Origin of the sequence: Lyngbya aestuarii BL J, from assembly GCF_000478195.2 — a bacterium.
GTDB classification, from domain to species: domain Bacteria; phylum Cyanobacteriota; class Cyanobacteriia; order Cyanobacteriales; family Microcoleaceae; genus Capilliphycus; species Capilliphycus aestuarii.
In genome coordinates this window covers 1-20,954 of record NZ_AUZM01000030.1, presented here as the reverse complement: position 1 = coordinate 20,954, position 20,954 = coordinate 1, and the positions used below count along the sequence as shown (strand labels likewise).

Annotated in this window: 19 protein-coding genes and 1 pseudogene; 12 read left to right on the top strand and 8 right to left on the bottom strand. The window is 43.6% G+C overall.

Annotated elements, in window-relative coordinates; all coding sequences use genetic code 11:
* Nucleotides 1–120: 120 nt before the first annotated feature.
* Nucleotides 121–474, top strand: coding sequence for a DUF1257 domain-containing protein (locus M595_RS14090; RefSeq protein WP_023066977.1), 354 nt, complete (start codon nt 121–123; stop codon nt 472–474).
* Nucleotides 475–686: 212 nt separating this feature from the next.
* On the opposite strand, the gene M595_RS14085 is transcribed toward M595_RS14090, so the two are convergent.
* Both M595_RS14085 and M595_RS33010 read right to left on the bottom strand, forming a co-directional pair.
* A complete protein-coding gene (locus M595_RS14085) occupies nt 687–1,991 on the bottom strand; it encodes an LCP family protein (protein ID WP_040484110.1) in 1,305 nt (434 codons plus the stop codon).
* Nucleotides 1,992–2,403: 412 nt separating this feature from the next.
* Nucleotides 2,404–2,493: pseudogene (locus M595_RS33010) on the bottom strand (peptidoglycan-binding domain-containing protein); the annotation flags it as partial.
* Between the two features lie 254 nt (nt 2,494–2,747).
* Here M595_RS33010 and M595_RS14080 point away from each other — a divergent pair.
* Nucleotides 2,748–3,977, top strand: a complete 1,230-nt coding sequence (locus M595_RS14080; protein WP_023066955.1) for a DUF1501 domain-containing protein — start codon at nt 2,748–2,750, stop codon at nt 3,975–3,977.
* Nucleotides 3,978–3,981: 4 nt separating this feature from the next.
* Here the strand turns inward: M595_RS14080 and M595_RS14075 are convergent, their stop codons facing one another.
* Nucleotides 3,982–5,181: an FAD/NAD(P)-binding protein gene (locus M595_RS14075; protein ID WP_023066971.1), complete on the bottom strand. Its 1,200-nt coding sequence runs from the start codon at nt 5,179–5,181 to the stop codon at nt 3,982–3,984.
* A gap of 83 nt (nt 5,182–5,264) precedes the next feature.
* Here M595_RS14075 and M595_RS14070 point away from each other — a divergent pair, with 83 nt between their 5' ends.
* From M595_RS14070 to M595_RS14050, 5 genes are all read left to right on the top strand, one after another.
* A complete protein-coding gene (locus M595_RS14070; protein WP_023066984.1) occupies nt 5,265–6,044 on the top strand; it encodes a hypothetical protein in 780 nt (259 codons plus the stop codon).
* On the top strand, nt 6,041–6,856 hold the full coding sequence (locus M595_RS14065; RefSeq protein WP_023066994.1) for a metallophosphoesterase family protein: 816 nt from the start codon (nt 6,041–6,043) through the stop codon (nt 6,854–6,856). Before M595_RS14070 ends, M595_RS14065 begins: the two co-directional genes overlap by 4 nt.
* Before the next feature lie 163 nt (nt 6,857–7,019).
* Nucleotides 7,020–8,036, top strand: a complete 1,017-nt coding sequence (locus tag M595_RS14060) for a CobW family GTP-binding protein (protein ID WP_052001776.1) — start codon at nt 7,020–7,022, stop codon at nt 8,034–8,036.
* Nucleotides 8,037–8,103: 67 nt separating this feature from the next.
* The gene (folE, locus tag M595_RS14055) at nt 8,104–8,754 is read left to right on the top strand and encodes a GTP cyclohydrolase I FolE (RefSeq protein ID WP_023066949.1); all 651 of its coding nucleotides are present in this window, start codon (nt 8,104–8,106) and stop codon (nt 8,752–8,754) included.
* A gap of 106 nt (nt 8,755–8,860) precedes the next feature.
* Nucleotides 8,861–9,565: a metallophosphoesterase family protein gene (locus M595_RS14050; RefSeq protein ID WP_023067013.1), complete on the top strand. Its 705-nt coding sequence runs from the start codon at nt 8,861–8,863 to the stop codon at nt 9,563–9,565.
* Between the two features lie 32 nt (nt 9,566–9,597).
* Here M595_RS14050 and M595_RS14045 read toward each other — a convergent pair whose 3' ends face one another.
* Both M595_RS14045 and M595_RS14040 read right to left on the bottom strand, forming a co-directional pair.
* Complete coding sequence (locus tag M595_RS14045) at nt 9,598–10,473, bottom strand: metal ABC transporter permease (protein ID WP_023066964.1); 876 nt, start codon at nt 10,471–10,473, stop codon at nt 9,598–9,600.
* A 15-nt stretch (nt 10,474–10,488) separates the two neighbouring features.
* Nucleotides 10,489–11,208 (bottom strand): metal ABC transporter ATP-binding protein, encoded by a 720-nt coding sequence (locus M595_RS14040; RefSeq protein ID WP_023067011.1) that lies wholly within the window; start codon nt 11,206–11,208, stop codon nt 10,489–10,491.
* Between the two features lie 52 nt (nt 11,209–11,260).
* Here M595_RS14040 and M595_RS14035 point away from each other — a divergent pair, with 52 nt between their 5' ends.
* Together M595_RS14035 and thrS are read left to right on the top strand one after the other, a co-directional pair.
* A complete protein-coding gene (locus tag M595_RS14035; protein WP_023067015.1) occupies nt 11,261–12,313 on the top strand; it encodes a metal ABC transporter solute-binding protein, Zn/Mn family in 1,053 nt (350 codons plus the stop codon).
* Nucleotides 12,314–12,390: 77 nt separating this feature from the next.
* The gene (gene thrS / locus M595_RS14030; protein ID WP_040484114.1) at nt 12,391–14,247 is read left to right on the top strand and encodes a threonine--tRNA ligase; all 1,857 of its coding nucleotides are present in this window, start codon (nt 12,391–12,393) and stop codon (nt 14,245–14,247) included.
* A gap of 219 nt (nt 14,248–14,466) precedes the next feature.
* Here the strand turns inward: thrS and M595_RS14025 are convergent, their stop codons facing one another.
* On the bottom strand, nt 14,467–15,207 hold the full coding sequence (locus tag M595_RS14025) for a hypothetical protein (protein ID WP_023067000.1): 741 nt from the start codon (nt 15,205–15,207) through the stop codon (nt 14,467–14,469).
* A gap of 126 nt (nt 15,208–15,333) precedes the next feature.
* A complete protein-coding gene (locus M595_RS14020) occupies nt 15,334–16,350 on the bottom strand; it encodes a tyrosine-type recombinase/integrase (RefSeq protein ID WP_023067006.1) in 1,017 nt (338 codons plus the stop codon).
* 243 nt (nt 16,351–16,593) lie between these two features.
* Between M595_RS14020 and M595_RS14015 the strand changes: the two genes are divergently transcribed.
* The 3 genes from M595_RS14015 to M595_RS14005 all read left to right on the top strand — a co-directional run bounded on the left by M595_RS14015 (nt 16,594) and on the right by M595_RS14005 (nt 19,783).
* Nucleotides 16,594–16,947, top strand: a complete 354-nt coding sequence (locus tag M595_RS14015; RefSeq protein WP_040484109.1) for a hypothetical protein — start codon at nt 16,594–16,596, stop codon at nt 16,945–16,947.
* A gap of 146 nt (nt 16,948–17,093) precedes the next feature.
* Nucleotides 17,094–18,815, top strand: a complete 1,722-nt coding sequence (locus M595_RS14010) for a ParB N-terminal domain-containing protein (protein ID WP_023066966.1) — start codon at nt 17,094–17,096, stop codon at nt 18,813–18,815.
* Between the two features lie 11 nt (nt 18,816–18,826).
* Nucleotides 18,827–19,783 carry an HNH endonuclease gene (locus tag M595_RS14005; RefSeq protein WP_023066973.1) on the top strand — a complete coding sequence of 319 codons (957 nt, stop codon included), beginning with the start codon at nt 18,827–18,829 and terminating at the stop codon, nt 19,781–19,783.
* Nucleotides 19,784–19,810: 27 nt separating this feature from the next.
* Here the strand turns inward: M595_RS14005 and M595_RS14000 are convergent.
* A partial coding sequence (locus M595_RS14000; RefSeq protein WP_023067003.1) for a DGQHR domain-containing protein occupies nt 19,811–20,954 on the bottom strand: 1,144 nt, incomplete at its 5' end.

Genomic DNA, 20,954 nt, shown 5'->3' with positions numbered 1-20,954 from the left:
CAGTTTCTGAAAAAAACACCGCTCTTGTGATCAGCGTCTACGCTACAAATTCAAGGCGGTATCCGTTAAAACCCAAAACCGTTGTTGTTTCGTTTTCAGTTCTATTAGGAGGATATTACAATGTCTCATTTCAGCACTCTGCGTACTAAAATCACTGATTCCGAAATCCTGAAGACTTCTTTACGCGATTTAGGTATCTCTGTAAAGAGCAACGCAGATGTTCGTGGCTACAACGGCCAACGTGTTCGCGCTGACTTAGTTGCAGTTCTCGAAGGTGAGTATGATTTAGGTTGGTCTCGCAATAGCGATGGTACTTTCGACCTGATCGCTGACCTGTGGGGCGTTGCTAAAAAGCACAACCAAACTGAATTAATCAACGCTATTAACCAGAAGTACGCTGTTAACAAAACTCTTTCTGAAGTTAAGCAGCGTGGTCTGCAAAACGCCAACGTTAAGTTGATCGTTCAAAAATAATTGCTCAGAGCGTTCCCAAGCTTGCGGGTTAGCCATACGGGGTTAGCCCGTTTTTTTATCTATACAAGAGTCTAAGAAATTGCTCAAGCAGGTTTTGCAGTTAATAGAACCCAAAAGATAGCAAGAAAGATCAAGAGTATCGCATTTAAACCATATCGTAAAATATCTTTATTCCAATTTTTAATAATCATAATCTCTTTGTATTGTTAAGGTTAAAAATTATTCACCCAATCTGATCCAACTCTTAAAGTTAAATCTGAACCAATTTCCCCGGTCGAAGAAGCCTCGACTTCACCCCAACCTAACTTATTTTTTAAGGCTTTGGCGCTTGATAAATTCCCTCGTTGAACGATAATCTGAGTTTGACGTTGTTCATCAGGCCAGTCAGGAACAATATAAACATTATAATAACCTTGATTGACTAAAGAATTCGCTATTTTTTCACCGACTTGTGAATTTCCCGACGCATTTTGAATGGCAATTTTGAGATCAAGCGGTAAAGTTTCTGAAGTGGAGTCTGAGTTGGCGACAACATCAGTGTCTGAATTGTGGTGAAAATATTCGGCTATTATGCGATCGCGTTGAACTTCATCAATTATCCAATAACTACTATAAGTTTCTTCGGCGCTGCTACTCCGTCCCGGTAATGTTACCATTTTAAACTGTTCAGATTCTAGATTCAAGCCCAAGTTAACTAAACTCAGGATCTCATTAAAACTTAAATCTGTATCAATGTACTTTTGCATCACCCGAATAATTTGGGGTAAACGGGGTAATATATTCGGATTTTGTAATCGGGTTTGAATCGCCTGCATTAAAGCTTGTTGTCGTTGAATCCGCCCAATATCCCCATAAGCATCACTCCGATAACGGGCGAATTGATCGGCTTGTTCACCATCAATTGTTTGCCATCCAGGGGATAAATCGATTTTTAACTGTTGGGTATTATCAATATAAGACATCGAATTCGGAACAAATACATCAACCCCTCCTAACAAATTCACTAACTCTTTAAACGCCCCACTACTGACACGCGCATAGCGATGAATCGAAATTTGATTGAGGGTTTGACGAATCATTTTTGTTGCTAATTCAGTTCCCCCCCAATAGTTCGCTTCATTAATCTTCCCCATCCCCACACCAGGAATTTCAACTTCAGTATCCCGAGGAATCGATAATAAACTGACTGATTTTTCTGTCGGATCAAATTGTACTAATAATATCGTGTCACTGCGTCCTTGAAAACTTTCGGGTGAGTTGGGTTCGGTGTTTTCTGTGCGATCAATTCCCATCACCAATATATTCACTGGACGAGTTAGTTTATAACCAAAGCGATCGCGCCAAAATTGGTTAAGAACGTTGGAAGCGGGATCGGGTGTATTTTCATCTGTGGGTAAAAACGCCGCCGTAACTGCGCCTAATATCGCCGATAGCAAAGCCGCAAGGACGATCACAATACCCCAGGACATTCGACGCGCTGAGGGAGGCGATGACGCAGAGGAGAGGGGAGGAGTCATAACAGGCGAACCCAAAAACAAGGTGATTTATCCAACTGAAGGAAAAGTTACCGCATTTGTCGCCAAAAGGCAACTGGATTGTCACCTGTTTGATTCGTTATGCTTTTAAACTTAACATTTAAAGTTAACAGCTTGTTACAGATTAAATAAATTTAGAATTAGCCCGAACAAAAAACGCCCCACCTTGATAACTGATTACCAACTGGGGATGATCCTAGTCAGGATGGGGATAAAAAGTAGTTTCTGGTGCTAAACTCAGGTCGATTTTATACTCACAACCAGGGCCACTTCGAGCGTTTAATTTTGTCGGGGTAATCACTTGCCATTCTAACCAATTTCCTTGGATAAAATCTCCTGAATCATTAATCTGAGGCGGTTGAGGAATTGGGGATTTTTGAGAATTTGTCAGGAATTATAATTCAGCGATCGCTTGTTGTAATTTTAATTGAGTTATTTGTCCTACAATACCATCAACGGGAAGTCTTTGTTTAGCTTGAAATGCTTTAAATACATTTTAATTCCTTAAAACAATAATTAAATTTAGACCAGATTATTAACCGATTATAAAATCTTTGGAGAGTCTAGCAAAACCTCCTTCTAGATCTTGTCGTTAATGAACGCTCAAACCTATAATAAAGAAAGCCAGCGGAGCCAATTGTTGAGAACTGGTATTTCTAACTGGGGTGAAGACTATCAGGATATTTTCCCAAATTCATTGAGACATATAGGATTAACAAGTTTAGGATTAAAAAAATAATGGATAGACGCCAATTTTTAAAAGTTTTAGGGATTGTTGGAACCAGTGCGATCGCCACAGTGGGAAGTCACAGTTGGATCGCGAAAAGTCTCGCCGCCACTCCCCACCCCAAACGTTTAGTTGTGATTTTTCTGCGAGGGGGAATTGATGGCTTAAATGTCGTCATTCCCTATACTGAAACTGATTATTATGAAGCTAGACCGACTTTAGCTATTCCACAACCCGGAAAGGAAAAGGGGGCGTTAGATCTGGATGGAAATTTTGGCTTACATCCGGCTTTATCTCCGCTTATTCCCTTTTGGAAAGACGGAACTTTAGCCTTTGTTCATGCTTGCGGTTCACCCGACGAAACTCGCTCACATTTTGATGCTCAAAAATACATGGAGTCCGGCACACCCGGAAACAAAAAAACGGTAGAAGGTTGGATGAATCGAATGTTAGGGATTTTACCGGGAAAAACACCCGTAGAAGCGGTCAGCGTGGGTTCGACTTTACCTCTTATTTTAGCAGGTCACGAGTCAGCTAGCAATATCTCTTTACGGGGAAATTCTGCTCGAAAACTCCCGATTGATCAAGATAAAATTCAGTCTGCTTTCGATCAACTCTATGCCAGTAACGATCCGCTGAGTTTGGCTTACCAAGAAGGTCGCGCCGCCCGCGATACTTTATTAAAACAACTCGAAGCGGAAATGGAAGAGGCGAATAATGGCGCCCCGCTTCCGAAAGGTTTCGCCGGAGAAACTCGACAACTGGCGAGTTTAATGGTGCGCGATCCGAGTATTCAATTAGCGTTTATGGATGTTGGCGGTTGGGATACTCATGCAAGCCAAGGTTCGAGTCGGGGAAAACTGGCTAACCGCCTAAAAAATTTGGGGGAAGGGTTAGTAACGTTGGTGGATAGATTGGGCGAAATTTACGCAGATACGACGATTTTAGTGGTCTCAGAATTTGGTCGAACCGTTGCAGAAAATGGCAATCAAGGCACCGATCACGGACGAGGAAATGCGATGTGGATTTTAAACGGTTCGGTGCGGGGAGGTCAAGTTTATGGTCAATGGCCGGGTTTATCAGAATCTGAACGTTATGAAGGTCGAGATTTGGCGATTACAACCGATTTTCGAGAGGTGGTTTCGACGGTTTTGTTGAATCAATTTCAGGTTAAACCCAACCAAATTGATCGAATTTTCCCCGGCTACAAACCCGCCGAAACCCTATCTTTATTTGCTTGATTCTTTAGGCGGTTAATGCTAAACTGGGTTTAACAATTGCCGGAACAATTCGCCCGGAAGCCATCCTGGCCCCAGCTAAATTGCGAGCAACAGGCCCCAGTTGCAAAGCCGCCAATCCTCCCATTAGGAATAACTCGCAACCCGGAAGGCGCAAATGCCGATCTAAAACGGGAAAACCGTCTACAATTTCGGTGGGATAAACGGGCAAAATCTTCTGAAGTAACGGGTGCTGACTGGCATCAAGTTGAGTTCCCGTTGCTAACACAATCCGGTCAAACTGAACCTCACCGCGATCGCATTTTACCCGCCAATTATCCTCCCAAATAGCCGCTTTCACCTGACAATTTTCCCGGAGAATTAATTTGCCTTGACGGATTGCCCGTCTAAGCTGTATCATCAGACTGGGAGTGATAGAACCGCCATTTCTTGCCTGTTGAATCATCTGCGATCGCACCCGCCAACAGGACTCCGCTTCAAACCCTTTGAGATACTTCGGCCCTAACCAGCCCGGTTCGGCATCAAACAGCTTCTCCCGCAACTGTCGGCGCACCATCAGTGTTACCGTTGCCCCCCGCGCTATCATTCCCAGTGCCAAGTGAGCGCTCGTTAACCCGCCCCCAACGATGAGAACCCGTTCCCCGGCTGGAGAAAGCAATTGCAAATCAACCTGTTGGCTGTGAACCAACCGTTCCGGGGGAAAAGGCGAAGGAATCTTGCTCACCCAGTCGGGAAGCTGAACCTCACCTCCTCCCGTCGCCAAAACCACCCGTCTCGCCCGAACCGTCCGCCCGTCTGCCAAAAGCAACTCAAACCGACTTCCCCTCAACCCCCGCAACGGCAGAAGATCGACCACCTGCGCCGCACAAACCCGCTCCGCCAGTTGCCAGCGTCGGACCACATCCCCACAAAAATCCTCAAATAGCTTAGTTCCGGGGAGGTCGTAGGGGGGGAATAGTTCGTGAGAACGATTATCAGCGAATTTTCGCAGGGCGAAGGGGTTGGGGTCGGGGTGATGAACCGCAGGCGAACGCAAATGGGGAATGTCCTGGGCTGCAAACTGATGGTGCCACCGACTCAACCACACCCCGCTGGGGTCAAAAACCCTAATTTTACGGTGTATTGGCTTTTTTTGCAGCAGATGAGTAGCTAAGGTCAAAGCTTGGGGGCCAGCCCCGATAATCGCAACGGAAACAAAGTCAGACATAAATCCAGTGAAATAATTTGATAATGGTTCTCATTTTTTGCTATATCTATAATAATGATTATTGTTCCTAAAAGGAAGCGGCGATGATTACTGCGGTTACTGGCCCGCCGGGTGCGGGTAAAACCCATTGGATACGAGAACAAATTAGCAAAACCACAGACCCGGTTGGCTATTTCAACCCCGGAGAGGATTCTGTTGTCATTGATGGGACTTGTCTGGCTTGCGAATTTCCCCAGGTGCAAATTTTCACCTCGGGCGAGGAATTACAACGATTTAATCCCGAGTTCGTATCAACCACTTATATCGAGATTCCCTGGCATTTCGACCTATCTTCCGTAGAACCTTTACTAACCCGATTAAACTTAAAACGCATCGCCATTATCCCCTCATCCTCTCAAAATCCAGAATGGGAAAACTGGGCAGATTCGGCGATTTTAGGGAATAAAAACATTGCCGAACCTTTGAGTAAAAATCATAATTATTCCGTACAAATTCATCGCAACCTACTTACTGGAGAAATTCTCGACTGGACGAGTTTAGCCCTGTTTTGGTTTGAACTCATTCAAGGGGCTTACGGGGAAGTCATTCGGGCGAAAGGAATTTTTGATCTTGTCAGCGGAGAATCCATTTATGGGGATTATGTAGCCGGAACAATCAATCAAGAATTTGTAGCTTTAAATGTTCCCCTGTGGTTAACCGGAAGACCCGAACGGTTTAGCGGTTTGGAAATTGTCGGATTTAATTTGCAACTCAAAGAAATCTCCCAAACCCTGAAAGATTGCTTCATCCCCGAATCCCAAATTGATTATTATCAACAACAAATTCAAACTTCATTACAAACTGAGGAGGAAGTCACCCCATGAAAATAGCAGTCATGTCTTGCATTCACGGAAACTATGAAGCGTTAAATGCCGTTTTATTAGATATCGACGAACAAAAGGCGGAAAAAATATATTGTTTGGGAGATTTGGTCGGTTACGGTCCCTTTCCTCACGCCGTCGTCGAACAAATTCGTTCCCTCGATATTCCCACCGTTCAAGGCTGTTGGGATGAAGATATTGTAGAAGGATTAAATGCTTGCGAATGCAGTTATCCGTCGCTGTTAGCCGAACGTCGGGGACGAAACGCCCACGAGTGGACGCACAACAATATTTATCCCGAAACTCGCGAATTTTTAGCCCAACTTCCCCTAACTTTAAAAACAGAAAATCTCTGTTTTGTTCACGGTTCGCCCCACAGCAACCACGAATACTTAATGCCGAGTATGGACGCATTTACCGCTCTAGAACGAGTCTTATCAGCCGAGGCGGATGTGCTATTTTGTGGTCACACTCATATTCCTTATCTTCGCCAGTTAGAGGGGGGTCAACTTCAAGTCAAAATTAATCAACCCCATTTAAACGATGAACAAAACCTCAGTTTTACCACCCCTTTAAAACACATTATTAACGTCGGTTCCGTCGGAGAACCCCGTCACGGTCGCCCCAACGCCACCTATGTGATTTATGATACCGAGACTCAGGGGGCAACGCTGCGAGAGGTTGAATATGATTATCAAAAAACCTGTGCCGCCATCATCGAGAAAGGTTTACCGCCTATTTTTGCTTGGCGTTTAGCCCGAGGTTTGGAATACGCGGAAAAAGCGGATGACCCCACTCACGTCTGTCAGCGCTAATATGAAATCCTTAAATATTTGCTACAAATGTATCGATAGGGAGGTGGGGAGGTGGGGAGGTGGGGAGAAAGATGTGTAGCATCGGTGATCCGCGTATTTCATATAAAAGCTTGCTTTAAATTTTGATAACTGTTATCATTCTTGCAGATCTTCCGGCCGAACAATGTCTATGGAAACTCTCCCCTCCTCCACTCTGGATATTCCCAAACGGGGAATGCCCGTGACCATTATTACGGGTTTTTTAGGAAGCGGAAAAACCACCCTGTTGAATGAAATTCTCGCCAACAAACAGGACTTAAAAGTAGCGGTTTTGGTGAATGAATTTGGCGATATTAACATTGATGCTCAACTGTTAATCTCCACAGAAGAAGACATGGTAGAGTTGAGTAACGGTTGTATTTGCTGCACAATTAATGAAGGTTTGGTCGATGCGGTTTATCGGGTTCTCGAACGAGAAGAACAAGTGGATTATATGGTCATTGAAACCACAGGAGTTGCCGACCCGTTACCGATTATTTTAACCTTTTTGGGGACGGAACTCCGGGACTTAACTCGCCTGGATTCTATTGTTACCCTCGTCGATGCAGAAACCTTTACGCCCGAACATTTTGAAAGCGAAGCCGCCCTCAAACAAATTACTTATGGGGATGTGGTAATTTTAAATAAAACCGACTTGGCTTCCTCAGAAAAAGTAGAAGAATTAGAACGTTATATCAAAACAGTTAAACCGAGTGCGAGAATTCTACAAACCCAACAGGCTAAAGTTCCGCTTCCTTTGATTTTAGATGTTAATCTCACCCCAGTTCAACAGTATCAAACCACAGAAGAACATCGCTATTCCCCTCACTTACAAACCGATGGTTTTGTCTCCGTTCCCTTCAAAAGCTATTCCCCCTTTGATCTTGACAAATTTGAGAAATTTTTAACCGAAGAAATCCCCGCAGAAGTATTTCGGGCGAAAGGAATTCTCTGGTTCAATAATAGCGAAATGCGCCACATTTTCCAACTCAGCGGGCCTCGGTACGATATCCAACTCGAAGAATGGCCCAGTTCCCCCCTGAACCAGATTGTGTTTATTGGTCGTCATCTTGACCCCAATAAAATCCGCCAACAGTTGAATAACTGTTTGGTCTTACAACCGAGTAAATTAGCACAAGCGATGGGTTTAAAATCATTTTAACTCTGGGTTTGTGTCTGATTTCACTGTAAAAACTTGTCGTTTACTTTAGGAACAAAACTCCAAATTTATGACCTTAGCAAACTCCTCGCCGAAGGGAAATCAAAACGGAAACTTGCCGAATTTAAAAACTCAATCCGAACTCCCGGTTTCCGAAGAAGAAATGCGTCAAGCGGTGCGGACGTTGCTACTGGGACTCGGAGAAAATCCGGATCGCGAAGGCTTAAAAGATACCCCCAAACGGGTTGTTAAAGCCTTAAAATTTCTGACCTCGGGTTATCATCAATCCCTGGATGAATTGCTCAACGGGGCGGTTTTTCACGAACAAACCGATGAAATGGTGTTGGTGCGAGATATCGATATTTTTAGCTCTTGCGAACATCATATTTTGCCGATTTTAGGTCGCGCTCATGTGGCTTACATTCCGGATGGAAAAGTGATAGGATTATCTAAAGTCGCCCGCATCTGTGAAATGTACGCCAGACGGTTGCAAGTTCAAGAACGATTAACCGCTCAAATTGCCGATGCTTTACAGGGTTTATTAAACCCCAAAGGCGTGGCTGTTGTTGTCGAAGCAAGCCATATGTGTATGGTAATGCGGGGCGTTCAGAAAGTCGGTTCTTGGACTTCTACGAGTGCGGTTCGGGGCGTATTTGCTGAGGATGCAAAAACTCGCCAAGAATTTATGAGTTTAATCCGTCATACTCCCAGTTGGAGTTAGTTTTAATTCTCCAATTTTAATTCTCGAACTTTTCGCGTGCTATTAATAGGGGTGGGATGTATTCCCATCTCTATTTTATCAAATTTATCAGGAAACAGCAAGTTAAATGTGGGCAATTTTAAGTGGAATTGAGGGAAATCTCAAGGCTTACGAAGCGGTGATGAATGATTTGAAACAACAGAATTTTCCTATCGAAGAATTGTATATTTTAGGAGATTTAGTCGGACTGAATCCCCAAAGTGAAGCGGTTGTCGAACGGGTGAGAGAACCCCAGACTGGAGAATTAACTCCACAAGTTTGTATCGGGTGGTGGGAAGAACAATGTTTTAATTTGTACGGTTTGGGCGGCAATGTAGAGGCGACAGAATTAAGAGAAAAATATGGAGCGGATGGGGTAAAATTATTGTGGGATTGTGTTTCGAGAGAAACGGTTCAATGGCTGAGACAACAACATTTTGGGTTTTTTGAATTGGATTGTTTGTTGATTCACGGAAGCAGTGTTAGTGTGGGCGATGAATTAACCCCACAAACGCCCCCTTGGACGTTGTTAGATCGCCTTCAACGGGTCGAAGCCAACCGTTTATTTTGTGGTCGTTCTGGTTTAACTTTTCAGTACGAGTTACAAACGGGTTCAATTTCTAGTTCCGTTTTAACTCTCAATGAACAACAACCCACTCAAACTTTTACCCCTTCTAAAAAACAGGTGATTGGGGTGGGAAATGTAGGCCGAGAATCGGGAAAAGCAACTTATACTTTATATCATCCCGATACCTATTTTATAAAATTTCAGACGGTTTATTATTCTCCCTAAAAATACGGATAATTAATCGAGGATTATAACTCTTATTGTTTCCATTGTTTGAACTTTTGAAGAATAGATCGGGGACTGTTTGCTTCCGGACGGGTTAAAATCCCCTGAGAAGGACTGAACAGCAAAGCCAGAATAAATAACCCCGAAACCGTCAACACAATCGCCGCCCCCGAAGGAACATTCAGATAGTAGCTAATATACATCCCCGCCACGCTGCTAAAAATGCCAAAAATTGCCCCCAATCCCATCATTTGATGCAATTCTTTCACCAACAAATAAGCCGTAATTGCCGGACCAATTAACAGCGAAACCACCAACACAACCCCCACCGCCTGCATACTGGCAATAATCGTTAAGGTAATCGCAGAAACCAAGCCAATATTAATTAAATTTACAGGTAATCCCATCGCCTGCGCTCCCAAAGGATTGAACGTATAAAACAAAAGTTCCTTGTAAAATAGTCGAACACAGAGTAAAATAAAGAGGGTAATCATTAACGTTCTGACAACATCCCGAGTGGTGACGCTCAAAATATCCCCAAACAGAAAACTGTGCAAATCCAGCTTGCTTTCGAGAACCGTAATCAGCAAAATTCCCAAGGCTAAAAACCCCGAAAATACCAAAGCCATAGCCGCATCTATTTTAACCCGAGATTGGGATTGAATCCAAGCAATAATTAACGTGCTGAGTGTTCCCGAAATAAACGCTCCCAGAAAAATATCAATCCCCAAATAAAACGCAATTGCCAGCCCGGGTAAAACCGCATGGGCGATCACATCTCCCAACAATCCCATGCGCTGCACAATTAAATAACTCCCCACAACCGGACACAAAATCCCCATTAAAACCGCCACCAATACGGCGTGGCGCATAAATTCAAAACTGAGCGGATCGGTAAACCAATTCATTAATAATCACCCAATTTAACCCCGCAATAAAATCACATTATCACCGTAGGCTTTTTGTATATTTTCTGCGGTCATTACTTGCGAACGGGTTCCCTCGGCGATGATGTGTTTGTTGATCAGCAAAAACCTATCGTACTGGCGGGAAACTTCCCCCAATTCGTGACCCACCACTAACAAAGTTTTTCCCTGGTGTTTCAACTCATCAAACACCTTAAAAATTACCGCTTCTGTCTTTTTATCCACTCCCACAAACGGTTCATCAAAAAAGAATAATTCCGCCTCCTGTGCCAAGGCTTGAGCCAAAAAAACTCGCTGCTGTTGACCGCCAGAAAGTTCGCCAATTTGTCGGTCTTTAAACTCCCACATTCCCACTCTCATTAACGCCGATTTTACCACTTCTTGAGAGTAACGAGAAGGCGACCGAAACCATCCCGTGTGGCGGGTACGCGCCATCATTACCACATTTTTAACCGCGATCGGATAATCCCAATCAATTTGCGATCGCTGCGGAATATAAGCAACCCGGGCGAGTTGATCTTTTAAAGACCGTTGATGATAGCGGATCACCCCTTCCGACGCCGGAATTAACCCCAACATCGCCTTCAGCATCGTACTTTTACCCGCACCATTCGGCCCGATAATCCCCACCAGTTGACCCGCTTCCAGACGAAAGCTGACATCCTCGACCGCACAAACCCCCCGGTAGTTGACCGCCAGATGCAGAACTTCTAACATCGTTCATCTTGGTGTAACATAATGATAATCATTATCGTAACAGAGGTCAGCCATGTTAGAAAATGTCAACCTCAAGCCCCTGGTGGGGTTAACCTTGCTTTGGGCGTCGGTCGGGTGTAATTCGTCACCTCAAAACGCTGCCAACCCGAACGGCGAAACTGCCCCCGCAGCAGTAGAAACGGGCGTTACCCTTCCCTCGGTTGTCGCCACTACGAGTATTATTTGTGACTTAACTCAGCAGGTTGCCCAAGAAACGGTTAACCTCAACTGTTTGATGGAAGCGGGCGAAGACCCCCACGTTTATCAGCCCCAACCCGAGGACCGCAAGGCGATCGATACCGCCAATTTAATTTTATACGCGGGTTACGATTTCGATCCGAGTTTAGTTCGATTGGTGGAAGCCACAAGCAACCCCGCCCCCAAAATTGCCGTCCACCAGGTCGCCGTCCCCCAACCGTTGATGGGAGAAGCCCACGATCACGATCACGGGAATGATAATCACAACCACGACCACGACCATGACCACAGCCACGGCGAAGAATTGGCCCCCGATCCTCACGTTTGGCACGATCCCGAAAATGGGATTCAAATGGTCGAAGTTATTGCCGAATCTTTGGCAAATTTACAGCCAGAAAAGGCGGAACTTTATCAACAAAATGCCGAACAAATCGCGGCTGAACTTGCAGAAATTGACGGTTGGATTCAGTCTAAAATTTCTACCATTCCCCCCAATCAACAAAAGCTTGTCACCACCCACGATGCGCTGGGTTACTATGTGAATGCTTACGGTCTTTCCTACGAAGGGGCGTTGCAGGGATTCAGTACAGATGAAGCCCCAACTGCGTCGCGAGTCGGGGAACTGGTGCGGGAGATTCAAGCCGCAAATGTACCGATGATTTTTGCAGAATCAACGAGCAATCCTCAACTCCTCGAAACGGTTGCCAAAGAAGCAAATATTCAAGTTGCCGAGCGAGAATTATATGCAGATAGTTTGGGAGAAACCGGAAGCGGCGCCGAAACCTACCAACAAATGCTCAAATCAAATACGCGCACAATTGTTGAAGGGTTGGGCGGAAATTATACGCCGTTTACCGCTCAAAAATAAACCCTATTAGCCGGAATGATTCACGCATTTTTTAGTCCGAAAATACTTTTTTACAGGTAATTATGGTGATTTCCTCGATGCAATCTCAATCAAATCTTGTTCTCAAACCGAAGGATCTCAAACAACTCGAACGCATTCGTCACACCTGCGCCCATATTTTGGCAATGGCAGTACAAAAGCTATTTTCTGAAACTAAAGTAACCATTGGCCCGGTGACAGAAACAGGATTTTATTATGATTTTGATCGCAAAGAACCGTTTACCCCAGAGGATTTGAACACCATCCAAACAGAAATGCGGCGAATTATTCAAGCCAATTTACCCGTTATTTGTGAAGGGGTTGAACGGGAAGAAATCAAAGCCGAAATTGAACAATTGGGCGAACCCTATAAATTGGAAATTTTGGCGAAAATTCCCCCCGAAGAAACCATTACTCGTTATTTTATTGGAACGCCCGACGGGGGCAAATGGACAGATAAAAAGACTCAACCTGAACCCTCTTTAATTAATCCCGTTACGACTCCGCCGGGAGAATATTGGTGGGATTTGTGTGCGGGACCTCATCTGAATTTTACCGGAGAAATTCACCCCGATGCTTTTGCTTTAGAAAGCGTTGCGGGGGCTTATTGGCGAGGGGATGAAACTCAACCCATGCTGCAACGAATTTATGGGACAGCTTGGGAAACGCCCGAACAACTGCAAGTTTATTTTCAACAAAAAGAAGAAGCCCAACGTCGAGATCATCGTAAAATTGGACGGGAATTGCAGCTTTTTAGTATTGAAGAAGATGCGGGGGGCGGGTTGGTTTTTTGGCATCCCAAAGGGTCAATGATGCGTTATGTGATCGAAGATTATTGGCGAAATTCTCATTTAGAAGCGGGTTATCAACTGCTGTATACGCCCCATGTGGCAAACTTGGAACTGTGGAAAACATCGGGGCATTTTGATTTTTATCGGGAAAATATGTTCGATTCGATGACGGTTGAAAATCAAGCGTATCAACTGAAACCGATGAACTGTCCGTTTCATGTTTTGACCTATAAATATGACCTTCATTCTTATCGAGAATTTCCCCTGCGGTGGGCGGAGTTAGGAACAGTTTATCGCTACGAACGTTCGGGGGTATTACACGGGTTAATGCGGGTACGGGGCTTTACTCAAGATGATGCTCATATTTTTTGTTTGCCCGAACAAATTGCCGAGGAAATTTTAGGGGTTTTGAATTTAACTGAAAAAATATTATCAGATTTTGGCTTCACAAGCTATGAGGTGAATTTGTCTACCCGTCCGCCCAAGTCTGTCGGAACAGATGCGGGATGGCAATTGGCAACAGAGGCGTTAATTAAGGCGTTGAATACTAAAAATTGGGAGTTTGTGGAAGATGTAGGGGGCGGGGCTTTTTACGGGCCGAAAATTGATATTAAAATCCGAGATGCGATTGGTCGGTTGTGGCAATGTTCGACGATTCAAGTTGATTTTAATTTGCCCGAACGGTTTAATCTCGAATATATTGCCCCCGATGGTAGCCGACAACAACCGATTATGATTCACCGGGCAATTTTTGGGTCTTTGGAGCGTTTTTTTGGGATTTTAATTGAAAACTATGCGGGGGATTTTCCCTTGTGGTTGGCTCCGGTACAATTGCGTTTATTACCTGTGAGCGATCAACAACGAGACTCAACCGAAGTTATTGCTCATTCTCTGAAAAAAGCGGGTTTTCGAGTAGAAATTGATCGCAGTGGCGATCGCTTAGGAAAACAAATTCGTCAAGCCGAACTCGATAAAATTCCGGTGGTTGCAGTGGTGGGAAAACGAGAAGTTGAACAACAAACGTTGAGTGTGAGAAGCCGAAAAGCCGGGGAAATGGGTTCTCTAACTTTACCGGAACTGCAACAGCATTTACAAACTGCGATCGCCCAAAAAATCCACCTCTAGAATGATTCTCAAAGCCCAAAAAGTAGTAGAATAACTTCATCGGGGCGGCAGGAGTTTCTCAACTGGTTTCAACCCTTACCTGCCCCGATAATAGTTATCGTTAGCGACTAGACACCGCCGGGGTCGAAAGCTGGGCTTGTCGGCGATCGCTAAAACTAAGAGGGCTGATGTTGAGTGATTTATAATTTTTAATTCACCCAACATCAAATCTAACCCGATTTAATTAACAGTTTTTTTTCGGGTAAAATACCAAATCAAGCTCACAATTCCCAATCCAAATATTGAGTCGGCTTCGGGAACTTTAGTGGCAATCATTCGCTGTCCAAACTCATCTCCTGCCGTCGGATCGTTTAGCAATTGAGCGGTGGTTCGAGTGAAAAAAGCAACATCCAAATGCCGACCAAATCCAATGGGTAAATCTGGAAAATCATTCCCGAAATCTGTGAGGTGAACGTGAGGAATTGCTGTTCCCTCTGGAGCCGGAGCCGCAGACCAAAAATTGAGACCGTTGGCGGAAACCAGATTTCCTTCCTCATCAAATCTGGCAGCAACCCGATTTTCTTCCTCTTCAAATATGGGATTGTATTCTCCGATATCAATACCATTTGGCTCATCGGAAAAGCCCTCTTGAAGAATCTTTCCAGTTTGAGTATCAAAGTTGAAATTGAACCCCGAATAGGTAAGATGATTATCAATAAATTCTTGAATTAGATTTTCCTCCGGATCGTAAAATGCGATATTAAAGGACTCCAGATCATCTCGGCGAACAATTCCACTTTCATCGACTTGAGTCTCGTTGTAGCTGAAAAGACCTTCAGCCTGGTAGCCTAAAACCTGACCTGTCCAGGAAAGGCGAAATGTTGCGGCTTGAGCGGGAGCGATGTTGAGAACTCCCAAGCCACTGAGAGTGATGCCTGTAACAGTTGCGGCAAGAGTTTGGTAGAAGCAAGTCTGAGTCATCGAATTATGTAAAAATGATTATCATTATTGTAACGAGTGTTCTCAGAACTTGATCACTTACTCTGTAAAGAGTTGTTAAAGAAATTTTAGGTTGATATTTATTATATGTAAAGTAAAGTTCTAGATCTAAGAGACTGACTTTTGATGATTATCATTCTCAAATTTAATTCCCAACTTCAAGGCGGGGTTATTTTCCCAGCGATCGCCAACGTGGGCGTAAATACAGGTGGTTCGCGGATCGGCGTGTCCCAACAAATCTTGAACCTGACGCAACTCCGCCCCCGATCGCAATGCCAAAGTTCCGGCGGTGTGTCTCAGGCTGTGAGTGGATAAAGTTCGCCCGGGCGTTTGCTTGAGTGAGGCTTTGGCGAGATAATTATCAACAATCAACCGAATTCCCCGCCGGGAAATGCGCTTTCCTCCGGATCGATTTCCCACCGCTACAAATAAAGGACTAGAAGGCTTCAGTTGTCCTTCTGCCGCCTCTCTGCGTTCGAGATAAACCCTCAACAATCGAGCGATTTCGGGAGTCAGGGGTACGATGCGAATACTGCGCTTTCCCTCTACGCGAATCCCCCAGTTTTTACCCTGCCTGACGATATCAGAAATATTCGCCCGGTGCAACTCGACGGTTCGCGGCCCTTCCAGGGTTAAAATTGCCAAAAGAGCTTTATCCCTCGCAGATTTGAGGCTACCATCATCGGCTATTTTTGTCAAGAGTTGTTCCACCTCATCGGCTTCCAAATAGGTAATTTTTTCGGCGGGATCGCGTTTTTCTTTGGGCGGTTTCACGCCCGTTGCGGGGTTAACACTCAGCAGCCCCTTTTCCACCGCCGCCTGATAAAATCTTCGCACCACCGAGAGTTTTAAGGCAATCGTTGCGGGTTTAAACCCTTTTTTATCGATCATCCAGCGACGGTATTTTTTGATGTCATCCTTGGTAATTTCAGCCGGATGAAGCTGTCTGTGATCGCACCAGTCGAGAAACTGAATGAGTTGACGTTTGTAGGTAACGAGGGTATCCGCCGCCGCATCTCCGGCGCCGACGTCAATTTCAAGAAAATCAGCAAAGACTTCCAGAAGGCGCGCGACGCCAACGGGAGAATTAGAGGAGGGAGTAATTAGGGAAGACGGGACAGACATGGGGTGTAGTTGGGGTGTTTATAGAGATTATATCTGATCTAATTCCGATAACTACCCTTACGGGAATTAGCGCCCGCCCCCTCACCCTCGGACTTCCCAGACTTTTTTTCGGAAAATTACCCCGTTTTAGCGCGCGCCTCCATTAACCCCAGACTAAAATAAGTTTAGAGTTGAAGATTAAATACTCTCGGGTTGTGATAGTCATCACCAATTAACTCGATCAAAATCACTAAATTAACTAACTTGAACCCATATTCTGCATTGATAGATCTCACATTGGATAAAGATCAAAGTCAATTCCTTTCAGCACCTCTATCACTGAAACTAGAGGAAATATGGACTATAGATAAGGTGGGGAGAGGAATAAAACTTATGCAAAAATGTACAACTTGTCCAAAAATACACTGTCCTTTTAAAAAGGCAGGAATTAAAATCTCAGGGTTCTCATTGTTTATCGTTGGGTGTAAAATTAGCTATCGAGGAGAACAGATATTTGATTTAAGCTGGTTAACGGGAGGTAAACCCTTTATGCGTTTGCGAAAATCTCAAGTCCAAAAAGCCCTCATCAAACCAGATAACAATCAAATGGCTAGTTAAGCAAACACACTCGAACTCACACTCACTCACGCCAAAATTCTTTAACACATTGTTTTTAAAACACTCGGTTCATTATTTTGAGTCGGTTGACACTAGCTTAGTCGAGAGCTACGATAGCTAAAGGCAAAAAGGCGACTAAGCTTAGTATGAACAATTTTCAGTATAAAGCAGTTCGTATTCGTCAAACTGATACGGGAGATTGGCTAGTGTTATTTGCTGCTCCAGCAGTTGATGTTGAAATGTGGGCAGGAATACCTCAAAAGAAAGAACTTGGAGATCAAGAAACTACTGGTTTTCAGCGAGAAGAAAATAAAAAGCGTATTAAGGAAATAGCAAGCTTTTATCATAATGAAAAAAATATTATTCAAAATCCATTGCTATGCGCCATTCAAAACAAGGATTTAGAAAGTGTTGAATTTGAACTCAAAGATGATGATTTTAATAGTCATACTCAACTTGGTATTTTAAGCATTTTCTCTGAAGACCTAGAACAGCTTAGTCTACTAGAACTACTAAATAAAGTTAAAGAAAAGTTGGAGTATAGAGTGCCATTGCTAGGAGAAAGAACAGTTCCCGATCAATTAGTATGTAACTTAAAACAGCAAGCCGAAATACTACCCGCTTCAGGAAATTTTGAAGATTCATCGAATGGAGAAGATGATCTTGTAGAAACAAGCGAAGGGTTGTCGGAACAGGAAAATACAGAGCTATCATTTAGTGACGAATCTCATATTTTAGATTTTTGGGACGAAGTAACAGCTAGAGTTCGTGTATTGGAAGAAATTTCTGAAAGTTTTGATGGGAATGAGTTTTTGGGTTATACGAAGGAGGCAATGATTGCTTTCCTTCGTCCGATTGTGATAGTGGATGGACAGCATAGACTTCGTGCAGCGATTGCATCAGCTAAACAATCAGTGGGAGAAGAACCTTATCGATCAGAATTAGAAGATGCAATTCTTAATGACGGGGATTGTAAGGAAGTTCAACGTAACATGGAGGCTAAAGCAGCACGAAAATTACCAATATCACTACTAATGAACACAGATCCAGCAGAACACGTTTTCCAGTTTGTTGTAGTTAATCAGAAAGCGACTCCTATTGGTCGAGCGCTTTTAGGCACTATTGTATCTACTAGCCTTTCTAATGAAGAGCTTGAGCGGGTCTCAGATCGTTTAGAGAATGCTGGTATTAAACTGGAAGAATCAAGAGCAGTTACCTTTCTCAGTAGACATCCTAAAAGTCCTTTCCGTGGTTTGGTAGAACGTGGACTGGCTTCAGATAGAAAAGATCGTTTGCAATGGAATGTACTCGCTTCTATTGTCAAGATATTTCGGGATTTAAAAGGTGGGAAACTTTTTCACGAAAATGTTGACTATGCTGATAAGTGGAAAAGAGATTATTTACCATCATCAGGTATTATAACATCTTGGGAAGATGAAGGCTACGAAAGTGCCTTTGAAAAATGGCATCAACTTGATGGTACCTGGCGAGATGTATTTATTACATTCTGGAGTGAAGTTAGTGATAAACTTGCAGATAAAAGGAATGAGGAAGCATGGCACTATTGGGGATCTCCAAAGCAGTCAAATATTTTTAATAAGACTTCCTTAACCATACTTGCATCTGATTTTTTTCAAAATTTGTGTGATCGTCGTTTAGGTATTGATAGTATAGAGGATATTCCCTTGCGAGTAAGTGAATGGTTAGAAGGTGTTGATTCTAACTACTTTAATCGAGACTGGAACTTGCACGGAGTTAAAAAAGACGTACCTGGTATACGCAAAAGATGGTCAAAAGAATGGGTTCAATACAGAAAAGATCCCCAAAGGCTACCCAAATCAAATTTATATAGGCAACCACTGAGTTAAGATTAATAAAAATGGAGTTTGAAGAAATTTGTTCTTTTCTAGAAATCACATCAAATCAATTAGATGTGTATTGGGATATAGAAACTCTTAGTCGAATCTCAAATCAAAGAGTGCCAGATTTTATTTTGAGTGGTCGTAGTTCTTTGCTGAGAGCTGATATACATATTCTATGGACACAATGGTTTATTGAATCCATCTGTAATCCAGAACTATTTATATATTCTTCTTCAGAGTACGCATACATAGTGAAAGCTGTACAACAACGTATGCCTTATGTATTCTCTGGTATTTCTGAGAATGAGCAAAACCAACTTGCCAGATACATTGCACGTTTAGTAAATGAGGAAGTTCAACGTAGAAAAACTAGAAAAAGGGCTTCTGCCAGTTTAGATATAAGAAAAGAATTATGGGATATATACGGGCCACAACCACGCTGTTGGATTTGTGGATACAAATTTACAAAATGGGCGGAAGATAAGTTTCTGGGGTATAGTACAAATATGGAACCACCATTGCCTCAATTCATTGACTATATGACATTGCACGGCTTAACAAAGCGTGATATTTCTATTGAAATTGACCATGCCGTACCTTTGTCAAGGGGTGGATCAGAGGAAGATAACCTTCGTTTAGCTTGCGGATGGTGTAATAAATACAAGAGTAATCGAATTTCTCTGTATGATGTGATAGGACAGCAGTCTATGATAGACCATCCAAAACTAGGAAGGCAAAGCATACCTCATCCCTTCTGGGTAATTCGATTATTATCTGTGCGTAGAAGCTGTGAATACGAGAAAGGATGTGATAAAATAGTTGAAAATTCAAAACTAACTGTAGTTTATAAACATCCTAAAGGTGCTATGAATCCAACAAATTTGCGAGTAATCTGTTTAGATCATGATCCTATAGGCTCAGATCGTTTTGTCAGTAGACAAGTTGTCCATAAAATCAAAGAGGTTAAGCCATAATTAAGTGACATGGAACATATCTAAACGTCACAAGACTTCCGGTAATTTAATCTCTCTAGGCTTCACAAACCGCCCCTCAAAACTAACGGCCCTATTCTCAAATGTCCTCGCCTCAGACAACCCCCGTCGCAACTCCGCCCGATCCATTGGTTCATCTATTCCCCCCAATATATAAACAAGCAACTTCGCCGCCAGATCTCGCCCAGCAACCCGAATACGCCGTTTATTGGGATCAAACAATACTCCATACCACAAAGACTCGGGGTATTCTATGCCATTAAACCCACCCACCGCATCAAAAGAACGCAACTTTTCCAACAAACTCATCAACGGTTTTTGCTGCTGAAACACCAACACTCCTAACCCCAGGGCGATCGCAACTTGACCCACTGGACGAAACAAAATATTACTTTCACCCCCCGGTTTCTCGAAGCTAAACCGTCTCAATACAGGTGTTTCTTCTCCTCTTTCGAGGCGTTGATAACTCGGTAAACTGGCTAACGCATCCAACAACCGTCGCAACTCCTGCATCCCCTCCTCAAGTTCGTCATCATCGGGACGCATAGGAACCAACCCCGGTTTGGGCGAAAGCCAATGGGGAAAGCGATCGCCTAAATAGCGCTGTGTCATTTCTTTGAGGGCTTGTAAGGTGGTTAAAACCGTAGACTTAGAGGCTACTGTCGCACTATCCCAGTTTATTCTAGGGTTGCGATCGCGTTTTTCCATGAGTAAAGGATGAGTGACTGCCACCTGGCGCGTTACAATAGAGAACCCGTCATCTTCATCGAGTAGGGCTAACTGACCCTTACTCAGTTTCACCGCCATCAGGTTAACGTGAACAAAGATAGATCGGACTCGTTGACGGGCGATCGCGCGAGTTTCTCCAGCCACAACTGCGGGAATAAACTCTATCCCAACGGTTTCAGAGACTAAGTTTTCTATCTCCTCGGGAGTTAACGCCGAAACCTCCTCTATATCATTGAGGGTTATGGCTTCCCCAACTGCTTTTTTGATTTTGGTGTAGGGTTGCAGTTTTCCTGTTCTTAGAAGTCGCATTAAGCCCTGTATCCCCATCAGGCGATGTTGTCCGTCTAAAGCAAACACAGCCACATCAGAGGTCAAATGCAACAGTCCGAGTTGTCCCTGACTATCTAACCCCTCAAATGCGATC